The sequence below is a fragment of the Planctomonas deserti genome, assembly GCF_003067705.1.
GTDB lineage: Bacteria > Actinomycetota > Actinomycetes > Actinomycetales > Microbacteriaceae > Planctomonas > Planctomonas deserti.
Genome location: NZ_QANL01000004.1, coordinates 1 through 13841, shown reverse-complemented (window position 1 = coordinate 13841; position 13841 = coordinate 1). Strand labels below are relative to the sequence as shown.

At 70.6% G+C, this 13841-nt stretch carries 12 protein-coding genes and 1 riboswitch; of the genes, 7 read left to right on the top strand and 5 right to left on the bottom strand.

The features are described 5' to 3' along the window. The first annotated feature begins 62 nt into the window (after window positions 1-62). The 6 genes from DAI20_RS13570 to DAI20_RS13545 all read left to right on the top strand — a co-directional run bounded on the left by DAI20_RS13570 (window position 63) and on the right by DAI20_RS13545 (window position 7785). Entirely contained in the window at window positions 63-1721 is a 1659-nt protein-coding gene (locus DAI20_RS13570) for an amidohydrolase (protein ID WP_108251766.1), read from the top strand. A 283-nt stretch (window positions 1722-2004) separates the two neighbouring features. Continuing rightward, entirely contained in the window at window positions 2005-3135 is a 1131-nt protein-coding gene (locus DAI20_RS13565) for an ABC transporter ATP-binding protein (protein ID WP_108252563.1), read from the top strand. 82 nt (window positions 3136-3217) lie between these two features. Next, window positions 3218-4366 carry an ABC transporter substrate-binding protein gene (locus DAI20_RS13560; RefSeq protein ID WP_108251764.1) on the top strand — a complete coding sequence of 383 codons (1149 nt, stop codon included), beginning with the start codon at window positions 3218-3220 and terminating at the stop codon, window positions 4364-4366. 17 nt (window positions 4367-4383) lie between these two features. Next, window positions 4384-5328: an ABC transporter permease gene (locus DAI20_RS13555; RefSeq protein WP_240606081.1), complete on the top strand. Its 945-nt coding sequence runs from the start codon at window positions 4384-4386 to the stop codon at window positions 5326-5328. Then, entirely contained in the window at window positions 5325-6287 is a 963-nt protein-coding gene (locus tag DAI20_RS13550) for an ABC transporter permease (RefSeq protein ID WP_240606080.1), read from the top strand. Before DAI20_RS13555 ends, DAI20_RS13550 begins: the two co-directional genes overlap by 4 nt. Window positions 6288-6357: 70 nt before the next feature. Further along, window positions 6358-7785: a gamma-aminobutyraldehyde dehydrogenase gene (locus tag DAI20_RS13545; protein WP_108251760.1), complete on the top strand. Its 1428-nt coding sequence runs from the start codon at window positions 6358-6360 to the stop codon at window positions 7783-7785. Between the two features lie 35 nt (window positions 7786-7820). Here DAI20_RS13545 and DAI20_RS13540 read toward each other — a convergent pair whose 3' ends face one another. Continuing rightward, window positions 7821-8654, bottom strand: a complete 834-nt coding sequence (locus DAI20_RS13540; RefSeq protein WP_108251758.1) for a PHP domain-containing protein — start codon at window positions 8652-8654, stop codon at window positions 7821-7823. A 124-nt stretch (window positions 8655-8778) separates the two neighbouring features. On the opposite strand from DAI20_RS13540, the gene DAI20_RS13535 reads away from it, so the two are divergent. Beyond that, the gene (locus DAI20_RS13535; protein WP_108251756.1) at window positions 8779-11181 is read left to right on the top strand and encodes an ATP-binding cassette domain-containing protein; all 2403 of its coding nucleotides are present in this window, start codon (window positions 8779-8781) and stop codon (window positions 11179-11181) included. Between the two features lie 4 nt (window positions 11182-11185). Here the strand turns inward: DAI20_RS13535 and DAI20_RS13530 are convergent, their stop codons facing one another. The 4 genes from DAI20_RS13530 to DAI20_RS13515 all read right to left on the bottom strand — a co-directional run. Continuing rightward, the gene (locus DAI20_RS13530; RefSeq protein ID WP_108251754.1) at window positions 11186-11800 is read right to left on the bottom strand and encodes a dihydrofolate reductase family protein; all 615 of its coding nucleotides are present in this window, start codon (window positions 11798-11800) and stop codon (window positions 11186-11188) included. Beyond that, entirely contained in the window at window positions 11797-12174 is a 378-nt protein-coding gene (locus tag DAI20_RS13525; protein ID WP_108251752.1) for a DMT family transporter, read from the bottom strand. Before DAI20_RS13525 ends, DAI20_RS13530 begins: the two co-directional genes overlap by 4 nt. 1 nt (window position 12175) lies before the next feature. Further along, window positions 12176-12490 carry a DMT family transporter gene (locus DAI20_RS13520; protein WP_108251750.1) on the bottom strand — a complete coding sequence of 105 codons (315 nt, stop codon included), beginning with the start codon at window positions 12488-12490 and terminating at the stop codon, window positions 12176-12178. 9 nt (window positions 12491-12499) lie between these two features. After that, a riboswitch (guanidine-III (ykkC-III) riboswitch) is annotated at window positions 12500-12565 on the bottom strand. Between the two features lie 585 nt (window positions 12566-13150). Then, window positions 13151-13841 (bottom strand): HNH endonuclease signature motif containing protein (locus DAI20_RS13515; RefSeq protein WP_159085064.1); only part of this gene is annotated, 691 nt, incomplete at its 5' end.

Sequence of the window (13841 nt, the reverse complement as noted above, 5' to 3'; positions counted from 1 at the left end):
GTGACCCGCCGAGCGGAGGCGCGTGCCGCCATCCCGCGCCGGGTCGCCGCTACGGTGTCGCCATGACCGTCGACCTCGTCCTCCATTCCGGCCGCGTCTTCACCGGCACCGCGCTCTCCCCGACCGCGACGGCGGTCGCGGTGACGGCCGGGAGGATCGTCGGGGTGGGCACCGAAGCCGAGGTCCGTGCGCTCGGCCGGGCCGCGGAGACCATCGACGCGCGCGGCGGGCTCATCGCCCCCTCGTTCATCGACGCGCACATCCATCCGCTCCAGGGCGGCCACGAGCGCCTGCACTGCGACCTCACCGATGCCACCGACGCCGCGTCGACCCTGGACATCATCGGCGCGTACGCGGCCGCCCACCCCGAGGACGACTGGGTCGTCGGGGGCGGCTGGCACCTTCCGCACTTCCCGGGCGGGCGGCCGGATGCCGAGTCGCTCGAGCGCGTGGCGCCCGGGCGGAAGATCTACCTCGTCAACGCCGACCATCACGGCGCGTGGGTGTCGCCGGCCGCGCTCCGGGCGGCGGGTGTCGACCGCGACACCCCCGACCCCGCGGGCGGGCACTTCGACCGGGATGCCGGCGGCCGCCCCACCGGCACCGCCCAGGAGGCGGCGATGGAGGTGTTCGCGCCCTTCCTGCCCGTGCCCGACGTCGACGACTACGTCGAGGCCGTCGGCGAGGCGCAGCGCTACCTGCAGTCGTTCGGCATCACCGGCTGGCAGGACGCGATCATCGGCGACTACGCCGGCTTCGGCGACAGCACGGAGGCGTACCTCCGCGTCGTCGCCTCCGGCGAGCTCGTGTCCCGGGTGACCGGGGCGCTGTGGCTGCCGCGCGGGCTGACCCTGGACACGATCGACGACACCGTCCAGCGGCTCGTCGCCGCCCGGGACGCCGTGGGCGACCGCGGGAACGAGCTCGGCGGGTCCTTCCGCGCGACGACGGTGAAGATCATGCAGGACGGGGTGCCGGAGAGCCAGACGGCGGCCATGAAGGAGCCCTACCTCGACGCCTGCGGGCACCCGACCGGCGTGCGGGGGGAGTCCCACTTCCCGCCGGACGTGCTGAACGCCGCCGCGGTCGCGCTCACCCGGGCCGGCTTCCAGCTCCACATCCACGCCATCGGCGACCGCGCCGTCGCGGAGAGCCTCGACGCCCTGCGCGCCGCCCGGGCGGCCGGGGACGACAACCGCATGCGGCACCACCTGGCGCACCTGCAGCAGGTGGACCTCGCCGACATCCCCGCTATGGCGGAGCTCGGCGTCACCGCCAACATTCAGGCGCTGTGGGCCGCCGCGAGCGAGCAGATGGTCGACCTCAACCGCTCCATCGTCGGGCAGAAGCGCTTCTCCGAGCAGTACCCCTTCGCCAGCATGGCCGCGGCGGGTGTTCCGCTCGCCATGGGGTCCGACTGGCCCGTGTCGACCCCCGACCCGTGGCAGGCCATCGCCGTCGCGGTGACCCGCGTCGAACCGGGCAGCGGGGCGGAGCCGCTGGGCGTCGGGGAGGAGCTCGAGCTCGGGCAGGCCATCGCCGCCTACACCTCGGGATCCGCTCGCGTCGCCCATCACGACGACGCGGGCACGCTGCGCGTCGGCGGGGTCGCGGACATCGCCGTGAGCGACGTCGATCCGTTCTCGCTGCCCGCCGACGCCCTGCACACCGTGCGGACGGCGGCGACGCTGGCATCGGGTCGCGTGGTCTTCTCCCGCTGACGGCACCGTGCCACCGGCGGCGCCGGCGGCACGCGTGCCCCCGCACACGGTTCGAAGGCCCTTCTGCGGAATCAGTTGTCGATCGAGCCCGTTGCGGGCGTTCTTCGAGCGAAAACCGCGTGGGAGTGACTGTTTCGACGGTGTAAAACCTCGACGGAATCCGTGTCGTGCATTGCGTTCGGCTCGCTCCAGCGCATAGTTTGTGGACACCGCAGCGGACGGAGGCCTGCACCGGATGCAGCGGCGGCCGAGGAGAACCGACTCACGAAGGGGCATGGGCGAGATGACGATGACCCTGAACAGCACCGACGCGGACACGATGGCCGCGGGTCAGCCCGGACGAGTCGTCCTGAGCGGCGTCTCGAAGGTCTACGGCAAGGCCTACGCGGTGGAGAACCTCGATCTGGACGTGCGGGCGGGGGAGTTCATCTCCCTGCTCGGCCCGAGCGGCTGCGGCAAGACGACCACGCTGCGCATGATCGGCGGCTTCGAGTTCCCGGACGCCGGCACCATCTCCATCTCGGGGCGGGCCGTGCACGCGTTGCCGCCGCACCGGCGCCCCGTCAACACGGTCTTCCAGGCCTACGCGCTGTTCCCGCACATGTCGGTCGCCCGCAACGTGGCCTACGGGCTCACCTACGGGTCCGTGCCGAAGGCCGAGATCGGTCCCCGGGTGCGCGACGCGCTCGCCATGGTCCGCATGTCCCACCTGGCCGACCGCATGCCCGCCCAGCTCTCCGGCGGCCAGCAGCAGCGCATCGCGCTCGCACGCGCCCTCGTCAACCGCCCGGCGGTCCTCCTGCTCGACGAGCCGATGTCCGCGCTCGACCGCAAGCTCCGCGAGGAGATGCAGATCGAGCTCAAGCTCCTGCAGCAGCAGCTCGGCACCACCTTCGTCTTCGTCACCCATGACCAGGAGGAGGCGATGACGATGAGCGACCGGATCGCGGTGATGAACCACGGCCGGATCGAACAGGTCGGCACGCCGTCCGCGGTGTACGACGCCCCCGAGTCCGCCTACGTCGCCGGCTTCATCGGGCAGCAGAACTTCTTCTCCGGCACCATCGACCGCGCGGACGGGGGAGCCGTCGGCATCGCCGTCGAGGGGTCCCGCGTCGCCACCAGCCGTCCCTCCGGCCTGGCCGTGGGTTCCGAGGCCACGTTCGCGGTGCGGCCCGAGCACGTGACCGTCAGCGCGACCGCCGACACGGGGGTCAACGTGATCCCCGCGACCCTGATGGGCGTCAGCCAGCTGGGCTCGGCCCTCCAGCTCGTCCTGCTCACCGCGGGCGGTCTCAAGATCACGGCCCGGGCCAGCCGGTCCGTCGAGGTCCCGTCGACCATCGGCAGCACGGTCTGGTGCCGCTGGGATGCCGCCTCCGTGCACGTCTTCCCGGGATCGGTCGCCGCGTGACCCGCCGCGGCACTCTCCCCCATCCGCTGCGTTCCCGCCGCGCGCTTCGCACCCCCTGCCCCCGACAGAAGGACCTGTAGCCATGCCCGAGAAGAGTGACGTCCGCCTGCTCCTGCCCGCCTCGATGACCGGGCACGTGTCGAGGCGGTTGTTCCTCGGCGGGCTCCTCGGGGCCGGCGCGACCGCGGCGCTCGCCGCCTGCTCCACCGGGTCCGGCTCAGGGGGCTCGGGCGGATCCGGCGAGCTCAACATCTACACCTGGGGCGAGTACGACGACCCCGACGTGCTGAGCGCCTTCACCAAGGAGGCCGGGCCGAAGATCACGATCGACAGCTACGGCTCCAACCAGGAGATGATCGCGAAGCTCGTCGCGGCCGCGGGCACCAGCGGCTACGACATCTGCCTGCCGACCCACCAGTACATCCCGCAGATGGCCGCCAGCGACCTGCTCGAGGAGCTCGACCTCGACAAGATCCCCAACTTCTCGAACGTCGACCCCGCCTACATCGACCAGTCGTTCGACCCCGGCAACAAGTACTCCGTGCCGAAGGCGTGGGGCTCCACCGGGTACGCCTACGACACCACGGCCATCCCGCGGGAGCTCACCAGCTGGGCCGACTTCTGGGAGGTCGCGCAGAACGAGGCGAGCGGAAGCCTCTCGCTGCTCGAGGACCCGGGCGAGCTCGCCTACGCGTACTTCTTCGCGAACGGCATCGACCCGCTCACGACCGACGAGGGGCACCTGGAGGAGTACCGGAAGTTCATCGTCGAGAAGATCGCCCCGCACGTGCAGACGTTCGAGTCCTACCCGGGCGCATCGATCACCGGAAACGCGCGCATCCTCGCCATGGCGTTCAACGGCGACGCGCGCGCCGGGATCCTCGAGAACGAGGACCCCGACCGCTGGCGCTACGTCACCCCGTCGGAGGGCGGGAACCTCTGGCAGGACAACTGGGTCATCGTCAAGGGCGCGCCCAACGTCGATGCGGCGCACGAGTTCATCAACTACGTGCTCGACCCCGAGGTGTCGCTCAAGGAGCTGCTCTACATCGGCTACCACACGGGCATCAAGGACATCGAGCAGGCCGCGATCGATGCCGGCGCGGAGCTGCCCGAGCTCATCTTCTTCACGCCGGAGCAGACCGAGAAGCTGGTGTTCGCCGAGCTCAACGAAGCCGAGCAGGCCTACGTCGACATCTACGACGAGCTGACGGCCTCGGCCGGTCAGTGATGGCGGTGGACGCGGCGGTGCGGACCGCACCCGCGGCACGCACCGGTGGTCGCCGGCTCCGCTGGTCCATCGGCATGCTCGCCCTGCCGATCAGCGTGTGGCTCGTCTTCTTCTTCATCGTGCCGTTCGGGCTGATCCTCTGGTACAGCTTCGGCGACAAGCCCAGCCTCTACGTCACGCACTCGAACGACGTCCTGAGCCTCGACCGCTACGTCGAGGCGGTCAGCCCTGCCTTCCTGCAGACCTTCGGCCGCACCCTCGAGATCTCCGTCGTCGGCACGATCCTGTGCCTGCTCATCGCGTTCCCGATGGCGTACTGGATGGCGACCAAACTCTCGCCGCGCCGCCAGGGGCTCGTGCTCGCGCTCGTGCTCATCCCGTACTGGACGAACTTCCTCGTCCGCACCATCGGCTGGCAGATCACGCTCAGCCCGGAGGGGTTCCTCTCCGAGGGGCTGCAGGCGCTCGGCCTGCGCGATGGACCGCTCGAGGTGCTGTACACGATGCCGGCCGTGCAGCTCGGCGTCGTCTACAACTACCTGCCGCTCATGATCCTGCCGCTCTACGTCGCGCTGGAGCGGATGGACCACCGGCTGCTCGAGGCGAGCCGCGACCTCGGCGCGAACGCGTTCGAGAGCTTCCGCCGGGTCACCCTTCCGCTCGCCCTGCCCGGCATCGCCGCGGGCATGCTGCTCGTCTTCGTGCCGCTCATGGGCGACTACATCACCCCCAGCGTCCTCGGCGGTGCGCAGGGCGGCATGGTCGGCCAGATGGTCGCCGGCCAGTTCAACCGGGCGCAGAACTGGGCGCTCGGGTCCGCGATGGCGGTCATCCTCATGCTCGCGATCCTCGCGACGGTCGTGATCTTCGCGCTCGTCGCCCGGCTGGTGGGCTCGGTGCTCGGCCGGGTGCAGCGCGTCGACCTGTCCGCCGCACTGCCGCAGCAGGGAGGAGCACGATGACCGGTGTGCGCACGGACACGGGGACGACCGGCGCGATGGCCACGGCCGCCTCGGCGGACCGGATTGCGACCCCCGCGACCGCGGCCGCCGCGCCCACCGCGCGAAAGCGACGCCGCTCCCTGACCGACGTGCTCATCGCGGCCTGGGGCGTGCTCGGCCTGCTCTTCCTCTTCTTCCCGGTGATCGTGATCATCGTCTACTCGTTCAACACCGGGCGTCAGCTGCGGTCCTGGGACGGCTTCGGCTTCTCCTCGTACGAGAACGCGCTGAGCAATCCGACCATCGTCGCGACGATCCAGGTGTCGATCCTCGCGGCCGCAGGCTCCGCCGTGGTGTCCACGATCCTCGGCTCGCTGGCCGGCGTCGCCCTGGCCAGGCGGCCGTCCGCGCGCTGGGTCGGCTGGCTCACGCTGCTCCTCGGGCTCATCATGGTGACCCCGGAGATCGTGAACGCGGTGTCGCTCCTGCCCTGGTTCGTCGACCTCAGCAACACCTGGAACCTCAGCATCTTCTCCATCGGGCAGGTGCGCCTGATCGTGGCCCACTCGCTCTTCTCCTGTGCCGTGGTCACGTTCATCGTCCGCGCCCGCATGGCCGGCGTCGACGAGTCCCTGGAGGAGGCGGCGGCCGACCTCGGCGCCCCGCCGCTCAGGCGCTTCCTCGACATCACGTTCCCGCTCATGCGGCCCGCGGTGATCTCGGGTGCGCTGCTCGCTTTCACGCTGAGCCTCGACAACACGGTGCTGTCGAGCTTCGTCTCCGTGGCCGGGTCGACCCCGTGGCCCGTCTACGTGTTCGCGTCACTGCGCGCGACCCTGCGCCCCGAGATCGCGGCGGTCTCCACCCTCATGCTCGGCCTGACCCTCATCGCGCTCGCGCTCGTCGGACTCGTCCTGCGGCGGGCGAGCAAGACGACGGGCGACACGAACGGCGGTCTCGCTGCCACCCTCGTCGGCTGATCCGAACACCCCACTTCATGACGCACGACATCCGCACCACACCCGCACACAGGACCAACGAAGGACCCCGATGCCCACTCCGACCCTGCAGAACTTCATCGACGGACGCTTCGTCGACCCGACCGGCACGACGACGCTCGACGTCGTCAACCCGGTGACGGGGGAGACCGTCGCCCTCGCCCCGGTGTCCACGCCCGACGACGTCGACACCGCGATGCGCGCCGCGAAGGCCGCGTTCCGGCCGTGGTCGCGCCTCACCCCGAGCGCCCGGCAGCTCGCGCTGCTCAAGCTGGCCGACGCGATCGACGCGAACGCCGCCGAGATCGTGGAGGCGCAGCACCGCAACACCGGTCAGCCGCGCGCGACCATCGCGGAGGACGAGGTCGCCGCGGGCGCCGACCAGATCCGCTTCTTCGCGGGCGCCGCCCGGCTGCTCGAGGGCCGGTCCGCCGGTGAGTACATCGAGGGCACGACGTCATACGTGCGCAGGGAGCCCATCGGCGTCGTCGGCCAGGTGACCCCCTGGAACTTCCCGTTCCTCATGGCGGTCTGGAAGATCGGACCCGCGCTCGCCGCCGGCAACACCGTCGTGCTCAAGCCGAGCGACACGACGCCCGAGTCCACCCTCGTGCTCGCCCGGATCAGTCAGGGCATCCTGCCGGACGGCGTGCTCAACGTCGTGCTCGGCAACGCCGAGACAGGAGAGGCGATCGTCGAGCATCCGGTGCCGGGGCTCATCTCGATCACCGGCTCCGTGCGGGCCGGCACGGCCGTGGCCGGCGCGGCCGCGAAGACGCTCAAGCGCGCGCACCTCGAGCTCGGCGGGAAGGCGCCCGCCATCGTGTTCGCGGACGTCGACGTCGCCGGGACCGCATCCTCGATCGCGGACTTCTCCTTCTACAACGCCGGCCAGGACTGCACGGCCATCACCCGCGTGCTCGTCCACGACTCGATCCACGACGCCCTCGTGGAGTCGCTCGTGACGGAGGCCGAGGCCAGGGCCACCGGCGGTGACGAAGCCGAGAACTACTTCGGACCGCTGAACAACGCGACCCACTTCGAGAAGGTGTCCGGCGCGGTCGAGGGACTGCCGGAGCACGCGGTCGTCGCCACCGGCGGGCACCGGGTGGGGGAGAAGGGGTTCTTCTACGCGCCCACCGTCATCACCGGCGTGAAGCAGACGGACGACATCGTGCAGGAGGAGACGTTCGGTCCGGTCATCACGGTGCAGTCGTTCGAGACGGAGGACGAGGCGATCGAGCTGGCGAACGACGTGCGCTACGCACTCGCCTCGAGCGTGTGGACCAGGGATCACGGCACGGCGATGCGGGTGTCGCGCGACCTCGACTTCGGCGCGGTGTGGATCAACACGCACATCCTGCTCACCGCCGAGATGCCCCACGGCGGCTTCAAGTACTCCGGCTACGGCAAGGACCTCTCGGTGTACGGGGTCGAGGACTACACGCGCATCAAGCACGTGATGTCGTCGCACGAGTAGCGGGCGCGTTCGGCGGGTCGGGCGCGTTCTGCGCGTCAGGCGCGGGCGCCGAGGAGCCACGGATCCTCGGGCCGGCTCGTCGGACCGAACCCCTGCGACGCGGCCATCACGGCGACCCGCTCCAGGCCGCGGCCCACGGTCTCGGGCTCGTGGCCGTCGCTCCCGAACGTCACCCGGCGGCCCCCCTCCTCCCGCCACCAGGCGAGGATGCGGGGGTCGAGCGGGAGCTTGGCGTTGACCTCGAGCACCCGGTCCGCGTCCGCGACGGCGCGCAGGGCGGTGCGGAACTCCTCCTCGAAGTCCTCAGGATCGAACGGGCCGGCGTCCTCCGGCCACGAGCGGACCGGGTAGTCGATGTGGCTGACGACCTCGAACAGGTCGGAGCCCGCAACCATCCGCGGGAGCTCGGCGAGGTACTCGCGCATCACCGTCGGCGCGTCGCGGTGCGGGAACAGGGCGAAGGGCTCCGCGAAGGCGTCGCCGTCCGGAAGGCAGTGCAGCGAGCCGAGCACGCGATCGAACCGGCCGCGGGCGAGCACGTCCGCGACCTCCCGGCCGTGGTGGTGCGGCTGCCCCACCTCGAGCCCAGTGAGGATGCGGAGCCCCGGGTACCGGGCGCGGCACGCGTCGACGGCGGAGAGGTAGCCGTCCACGTCGAACGGGGGAGCGTGCAGGATGCCGTCGACGACGAGGTGACCGTAGCCCTCGACCAGGTGTCCGGCCCGGAACGGCGTGAAGTCGAGGTGCTCCGTGAACGCGATGGCCGGCATCCCGAGCGCCACCGCCCGCGCGCACGAGCGGTCCAGCGAGCCGGAGAGCGCGTCCCAGGACCATTCGCTGTGCGCGTGGCTGTCCGCGGGGAGCTGCATGGCGCCAGTATCCGCCGAAATCGCACCCCACGGGGACCGGTCGTCTCGGTACCGTGTTCATGCGCCGAGCGCCGCCGCCGACGGGCCGACGCCGACTCGCCGCAGACCCGAGAACGGAGACAGCATGAGCACAGTTACGGGTACGGATCCACGGACGCCGGCGCTCGCCGCGGCCGACAGCCATGACCTGATCCGGGTGCAGGGCGCGCGCGAGAACAACCTGAGGGACGTCAGCGTCGAGATCCCGAAGCGCCGGCTCACGGTGTTCACGGGGGTGTCCGGGTCCGGCAAGAGCTCCCTCGTGTTCAGCACGATCGCCGCGGAGTCGCAGCGGATGATCAACGAGACCTACAGCGCGTTCCTGCAGGGCTTCATGCCGTCGCTCGCCCGTCCCGACGTCGACGTGCTCGAGGGGCTCACGACCGCCATCATCGTCGACCAGGAGCGGATGGGCGCGAACGCCCGGTCGACGGTGGGCACCGCAACGGACGCGAACGCCATGCTGCGCATCCTGTTCAGCCGGCTCGGGGAGCCGCACATCGGCTCGCCGCAGGCGTTCTCCTTCAACGTGGCGTCGGCCCACGGCGCCGGCGCGGTCACGGTGGAGCGCGCCGGACGGACGGCGACGAAGGCCAGCTTCTCGGTGACCGGCGGCATGTGCCCGCGCTGCGAGGGCATGGGGTCGGTCACCGACCTTGACCTCACGGCGCTGTACGACGACAGCAAGTCGCTGAACGAGGGCGCCCTCACCATCCCCGGCTACACCATGGACGGCTGGTACGGCCGCATCTTCCGCGGCGTCGGCTACTTCGACCCGGACAAGCCCATCCGCGACTACTCGAAGCGGGAGCTGCACGACCTGCTGCACCGGGAGCCGACGAAGGTCAAGATCGAGGGCCTCAACCTCACGTACTCGGGGCTGATCCCGTCGATCCAGAAGTCGTACCTCTCGAAGGACGTCGACGCGCTGCAGCCGCACATCCGCGCGTTCGTGGAGCGTGCCGTGACGTTCTCGGCCTGCCCGGAGTGCGGGGGGACGCGACTGAACGAGGGTGCTCGTTCGTCCCGTATCCGCGGCGTGAACATCGCCGAGGTGTGCGCCATGCAGATCAGCGACCTCGCCTCGTGGGTGCGTGATCTCGACGAGCCGTCCGTCGCGCCGCTCCTGGCGGCCCTGCGGCACGCGATGGACTCGTTCGTCGAGATCGGGTTGGGGTACCTCTCTCTCGACCGGCCCTCCGGCACGCTGTCCGGCGGCGAGGCGCAGCGCACGAAGATCATCCGTCACCTCGGGTCGTCCCTCACCGACGTCACGTACGTGTTCGACGAACCGACCATCGGACTGCACCCGCACGACATCCAGCGCATGAACGAGTTGCTGCTGCGGCTGCGCGACAAGGGGAACACCGTGCTCGTCGTCGAGCACAAGCCCGAGATGATCCAGATCGCCGACCACGTGGTCGACCTCGGCCCCGGCGCGGGCACGGCGGGCGGCACGGTTTGCTTCGAGGGCACGGTCGAGGAGCTCCGCCGCAGCGACACCCTGACCGGCCGGCACATCGACTACCGGGCCGCCCTGAAGCCGGCCGTCCGCACCCCGACGGGCGCGCTGGAGATCCGTGGGGCGAGCGCTCACAACCTGAAGGACGTGGACGTCGACGTGCCGCTCGGCGTGCTCGTCGTGGTGACCGGCGTCGCGGGGTCGGGGAAGAGCACGCTCATCCACGGCTCGCTGTCCGGCAGGGACGGGGTGGTGTCGATCGACCAGGGCGCCATCCGGGGATCGCGCCGCAGCAATCCCGCAACCTACACGGGCATGCTCGAGCCGATCCGGAAGGCGTTTGCGAAGGCGAACGGCGTGAAGCCGGCCCTGTTCAGCTCGAACTCCGAGGGTGCCTGCCCGAACTGCAACGGTGCGGGCGTGATCTTCACCGACCTGGGGATGATGGCGGGCGTCTCGACGACGTGCGAGGTGTGCGAGGGCAGGCGCTTCGACGCGTCGGTGCTCGAGTACCACCTGGGTGGTCGCGACATCAGCGAGGTGCTCGCGATGTCGGTCGTCGAGGCGCGGGAGTACTTCGGCACCGGGGAGTCGCGCATTCCTGCGGCGCTCGCGATCGTCGAGCGGCTCGCGGACGTCGGGCTGGGCTACCTCAGCCTCGGACAGCCGCTGTCGACGCTGTCCGGCGGCGAGCGGCAGCGGCTCAAGCTGGCCAGCCACCTCGGTGAGAAGGGCGGCGTCTACGTGCTCGACGAGCCCACGAGCGGCCTGCACCTCGCCGACGTCGAGCAGTTGCTCGCCCTGCTCGACCGCCTCGTCGACTCCGGCAAGTCGGTCGTCGTCATCGAGCACCACCAGGCGGTGATGGCGCACGCCGACTGGATCATCGACCTCGGGCCCGGGGCCGGGCACGACGGCGGCCGCATCGTCTTCGAGGGTGCCCCGGCGGACCTCGTCGCCGCGCGGTCGACGCTCACCGGACAGCACCTTGCGCAATACGTGGGTGCCGCGCCCGTCGAGCGGTAAGGGGTCAGGTGACGTCGTAGACCAGGTGCGTCGCCGTCGATGTCGCCAGGACGCTCCGTTGCACGAGCGCTCGCCGTGTCCCTGCGGGGAACAGGGGCGTGCCGCCGCCAAGCAGCACGGGGGAGAGGTGGATCGAGAGCGAGTCAACGAGCCCGGCGGCCACCGCGGAGCCGACCGTTGCGCCGCCGCCCATGAGCACGACGTCGAGATCCGCGCCGCTGGGTGAGGACGCCGCCTCCGCGCGCTGCCGAGCAGCGGCAACGGCGTCGGCGAGCCCGGTGGTGACGAAGGTCCAGTCGAGGTCGGTGAGGCGCACCGCGGCGGGCGGCGAGCTCGTCACGACGACGAAGGGCGGCCGGCCGACCTCGCCGGCGCCGTAACCGACCTCGTCGTTCCAGCCGTCCGGCGCGTCGACGATGTCGAAGAGCCGGCGGCCGAGGACCACCGCGCCCGACCGTTCGGTCGCCTCGCGCACCAGCCGTTGGTCGTCCGGGTCATTCGAGAAGGCCCAGGTGTGCAGGGCCTCGCCGCCGTCGCCCAGCCTGTTGCCGGGGCCGGCGTTGGGTCCGGTGACGAAGCCGTCGAGGGACATCGAGATGTCCGCGACGATGCGAGTCATGCGGATGAGTCTGGCACCGTCGCCGGGTCGGCCGACAGGGGCTCGCGCGTCGGCTTACGCGACGGCACCAGCTTCAGGCCGATGACCGCGCAGATGATGCCGGCGATGAACACGGCCTTCCAGACGGAGAAGGCCTCGTCTCCGGTCGCCATCGCGTAGGCGACGGTCAGCGCGGCGCCGACACCCACCCACACCGCGTAGGCGGTGCCGATGGGGATGCGGCGCGTCGCCCAGCCGAGGCCCGCCATGCTCGCGACGAGCCCGATCAGGAAGACGACCGTGGGCGCGATCGCCGTGAAGCCCTCGGAGCGGCCGAGCGCGGTGGCCCAGGCCGCCTCGAAGACGGCGCTGATCAGCAGCACTACCCAGGCCACGTCAGCTCACCGCCTTGAGTCCGGCGACGCAGGCCACCAGGAGGAGCAGCAGCAGGATCCGCGCGGTGGACGCGCGCTCCTGTCGGGTGATCATCGCCCACGCGACGGTCAGCGTCGCGCCGATGCCCACCCACACCGCGTAGGCGGTACCGGTGGGGAGCTGGGTCATCGCGTACGCGAGACCCGCCATGCTGGCGACCATCGAGACGGCGAACAGCCCCACGGGGCCGGGACGCCGGAAGCCGCGCGACGCGGCCAGGGCCGAGGCCCACACCGCCTCGAGCACGCCGGACAGGATCAGGATCAACCACGCCATGACAGACCTTCCGAGTCAGTCTTGTCGTGATGCGGGTACTGCTCCCTCGTCCGCGAACCGCCGTTGGGGTCCCGTGACCACGCTACCCACCCCGCCCGAGCACCCCCTGTGCACAGTCGGCGGGCCCGAGCGCTCGCCGCGATCAGCTGAGCCCTTCACGCCAGCCGCCCGGCAACCAGGGACGCAATGCGGGTGATGCGGACATCGATGCGCGACCGTTCAGTACACGGTCGCTGAGCTTGTCGAAGCGACGCTACGTGCCTCGTGTCGGTCGCGTCCCTTCAACAGGCTCAGGGACCGAGGGGGTGCGGTAGGTGTGCCGTGGTCGTTGTCGAGAGCTTTGCGAGCAGGGGCGGGATGCAGGCGGTGCGGTCACCGAGGTGCGCGAGCGTTCCGTAGACGGTCGCTGAGCTTGTCGAAGCGACGCAGGTGAGGTCGCGTCCCTTCGACGGGCTCAGGGACCGGAGTGGTGCTGCCGGTCCGCGCTGGCCGTTGTCGAGAGCTTCGCGAGCAGCGACGGAATATAGGCGGTGCGGCCATGGAGGTGCGCGAGCGTTCCGTACACGGTCGCTGAGCTTGTCGAAGCGACGCAGGTGACGTCGCGTCCCTTCGACAGGCTCAGCGACCGTGGAACTGGGCGCCGGATCAGGATTGGCACGGTCAACCGCCGGGCGGCGTCGGTTTGGGGGAGCGGTCTCGGTCGTGCGGCCGGAGGCGGTGTCGGCGGGCGTTCCAGTCCTGGACCGCTCTGCTCTTCGTCGCCAGGTGCCGGCCCTCCCGGTCCGGGCTGATCGACCTCGGCGGAATCAGCATGTAGTGCCCGCCGGTTCTGGTGATGTCCCAGTAGTTGTTGTGGAGGAGCAGGTGGTGGTGCTTGCAGAGCAGCACCCCGTCGGCGATGTCCGTCTTGCCGTGGTCTCGCTTCCACTGGTTGATGTGGTGGGCTTCGCACCAGGACGGTGGTCGGTCGCAGCCGGGCCACATGCACCCGCCGTCCCGGACCGCGAGTCCGATGCGCTGGCGTGCGGTGAAAAGGCGCTGTTCCCGTCCGACGTTGACGCATTGGCCGTCGTCGTCGAGGACCACCGCTACGGTTCCCATGTTGCAGACCTCTCGCCGGATGGCGCCGATGCTCACTGCTTCGCCAGTGTCCTGGATCGAGCCGTGGCCGTCGCCGGATTCCAGCGTCTCCTTGGTCACGATCACCCGCACCGCAGGTCGCCGCGAGCCGAACACCTGGCCCGGGTCGGCGTCCGCGCCGATCCGCAGCAGCTCCAGGAACCCGTCGGCCGCGAGGCGGTCGGTCGGCCGTGGGTCGTTGACGATCGCATCGATCCGGGCGCGGTCCTCT

Excerpts from the sequence above, each read along its gene's own strand:
- DAI20_RS13545 (WP_108251760.1), top strand. The coding sequence starts at position 6,358 with ATGCCCACTCCGACCCTGCAGAACTTCATCGACGGACGCTTCGTCGAC.
- DAI20_RS13565 (WP_108252563.1), top strand. The coding sequence starts at position 2,005 with ATGACGATGACCCTGAACAGCACCGACGCGGACACGATGGCCGCGGGT.
- DAI20_RS13540 (WP_108251758.1), bottom strand. The coding sequence starts at position 8,654 with ATGCAGCTCCCCGCGGACAGCCACGCGCACAGCGAATGGTCCTGGGAC.
- DAI20_RS13535 (WP_108251756.1), top strand. The coding sequence starts at position 8,779 with ATGAGCACAGTTACGGGTACGGATCCACGGACGCCGGCGCTCGCCGCG.
- DAI20_RS13520 (WP_108251750.1), bottom strand. The coding sequence starts at position 12,490 with ATGGCGTGGTTGATCCTGATCCTGTCCGGCGTGCTCGAGGCGGTGTGG.
- DAI20_RS13550 (WP_240606080.1), top strand. The coding sequence starts at position 5,325 with ATGACCGGTGTGCGCACGGACACGGGGACGACCGGCGCGATGGCCACG.
- DAI20_RS13560 (WP_108251764.1), top strand. The coding sequence starts at position 3,218 with ATGCCCGAGAAGAGTGACGTCCGCCTGCTCCTGCCCGCCTCGATGACC.
- DAI20_RS13570 (WP_108251766.1), top strand. The coding sequence starts at position 63 with ATGACCGTCGACCTCGTCCTCCATTCCGGCCGCGTCTTCACCGGCACC.
- DAI20_RS13530 (WP_108251754.1), bottom strand. The coding sequence starts at position 11,800 with ATGACTCGCATCGTCGCGGACATCTCGATGTCCCTCGACGGCTTCGTC.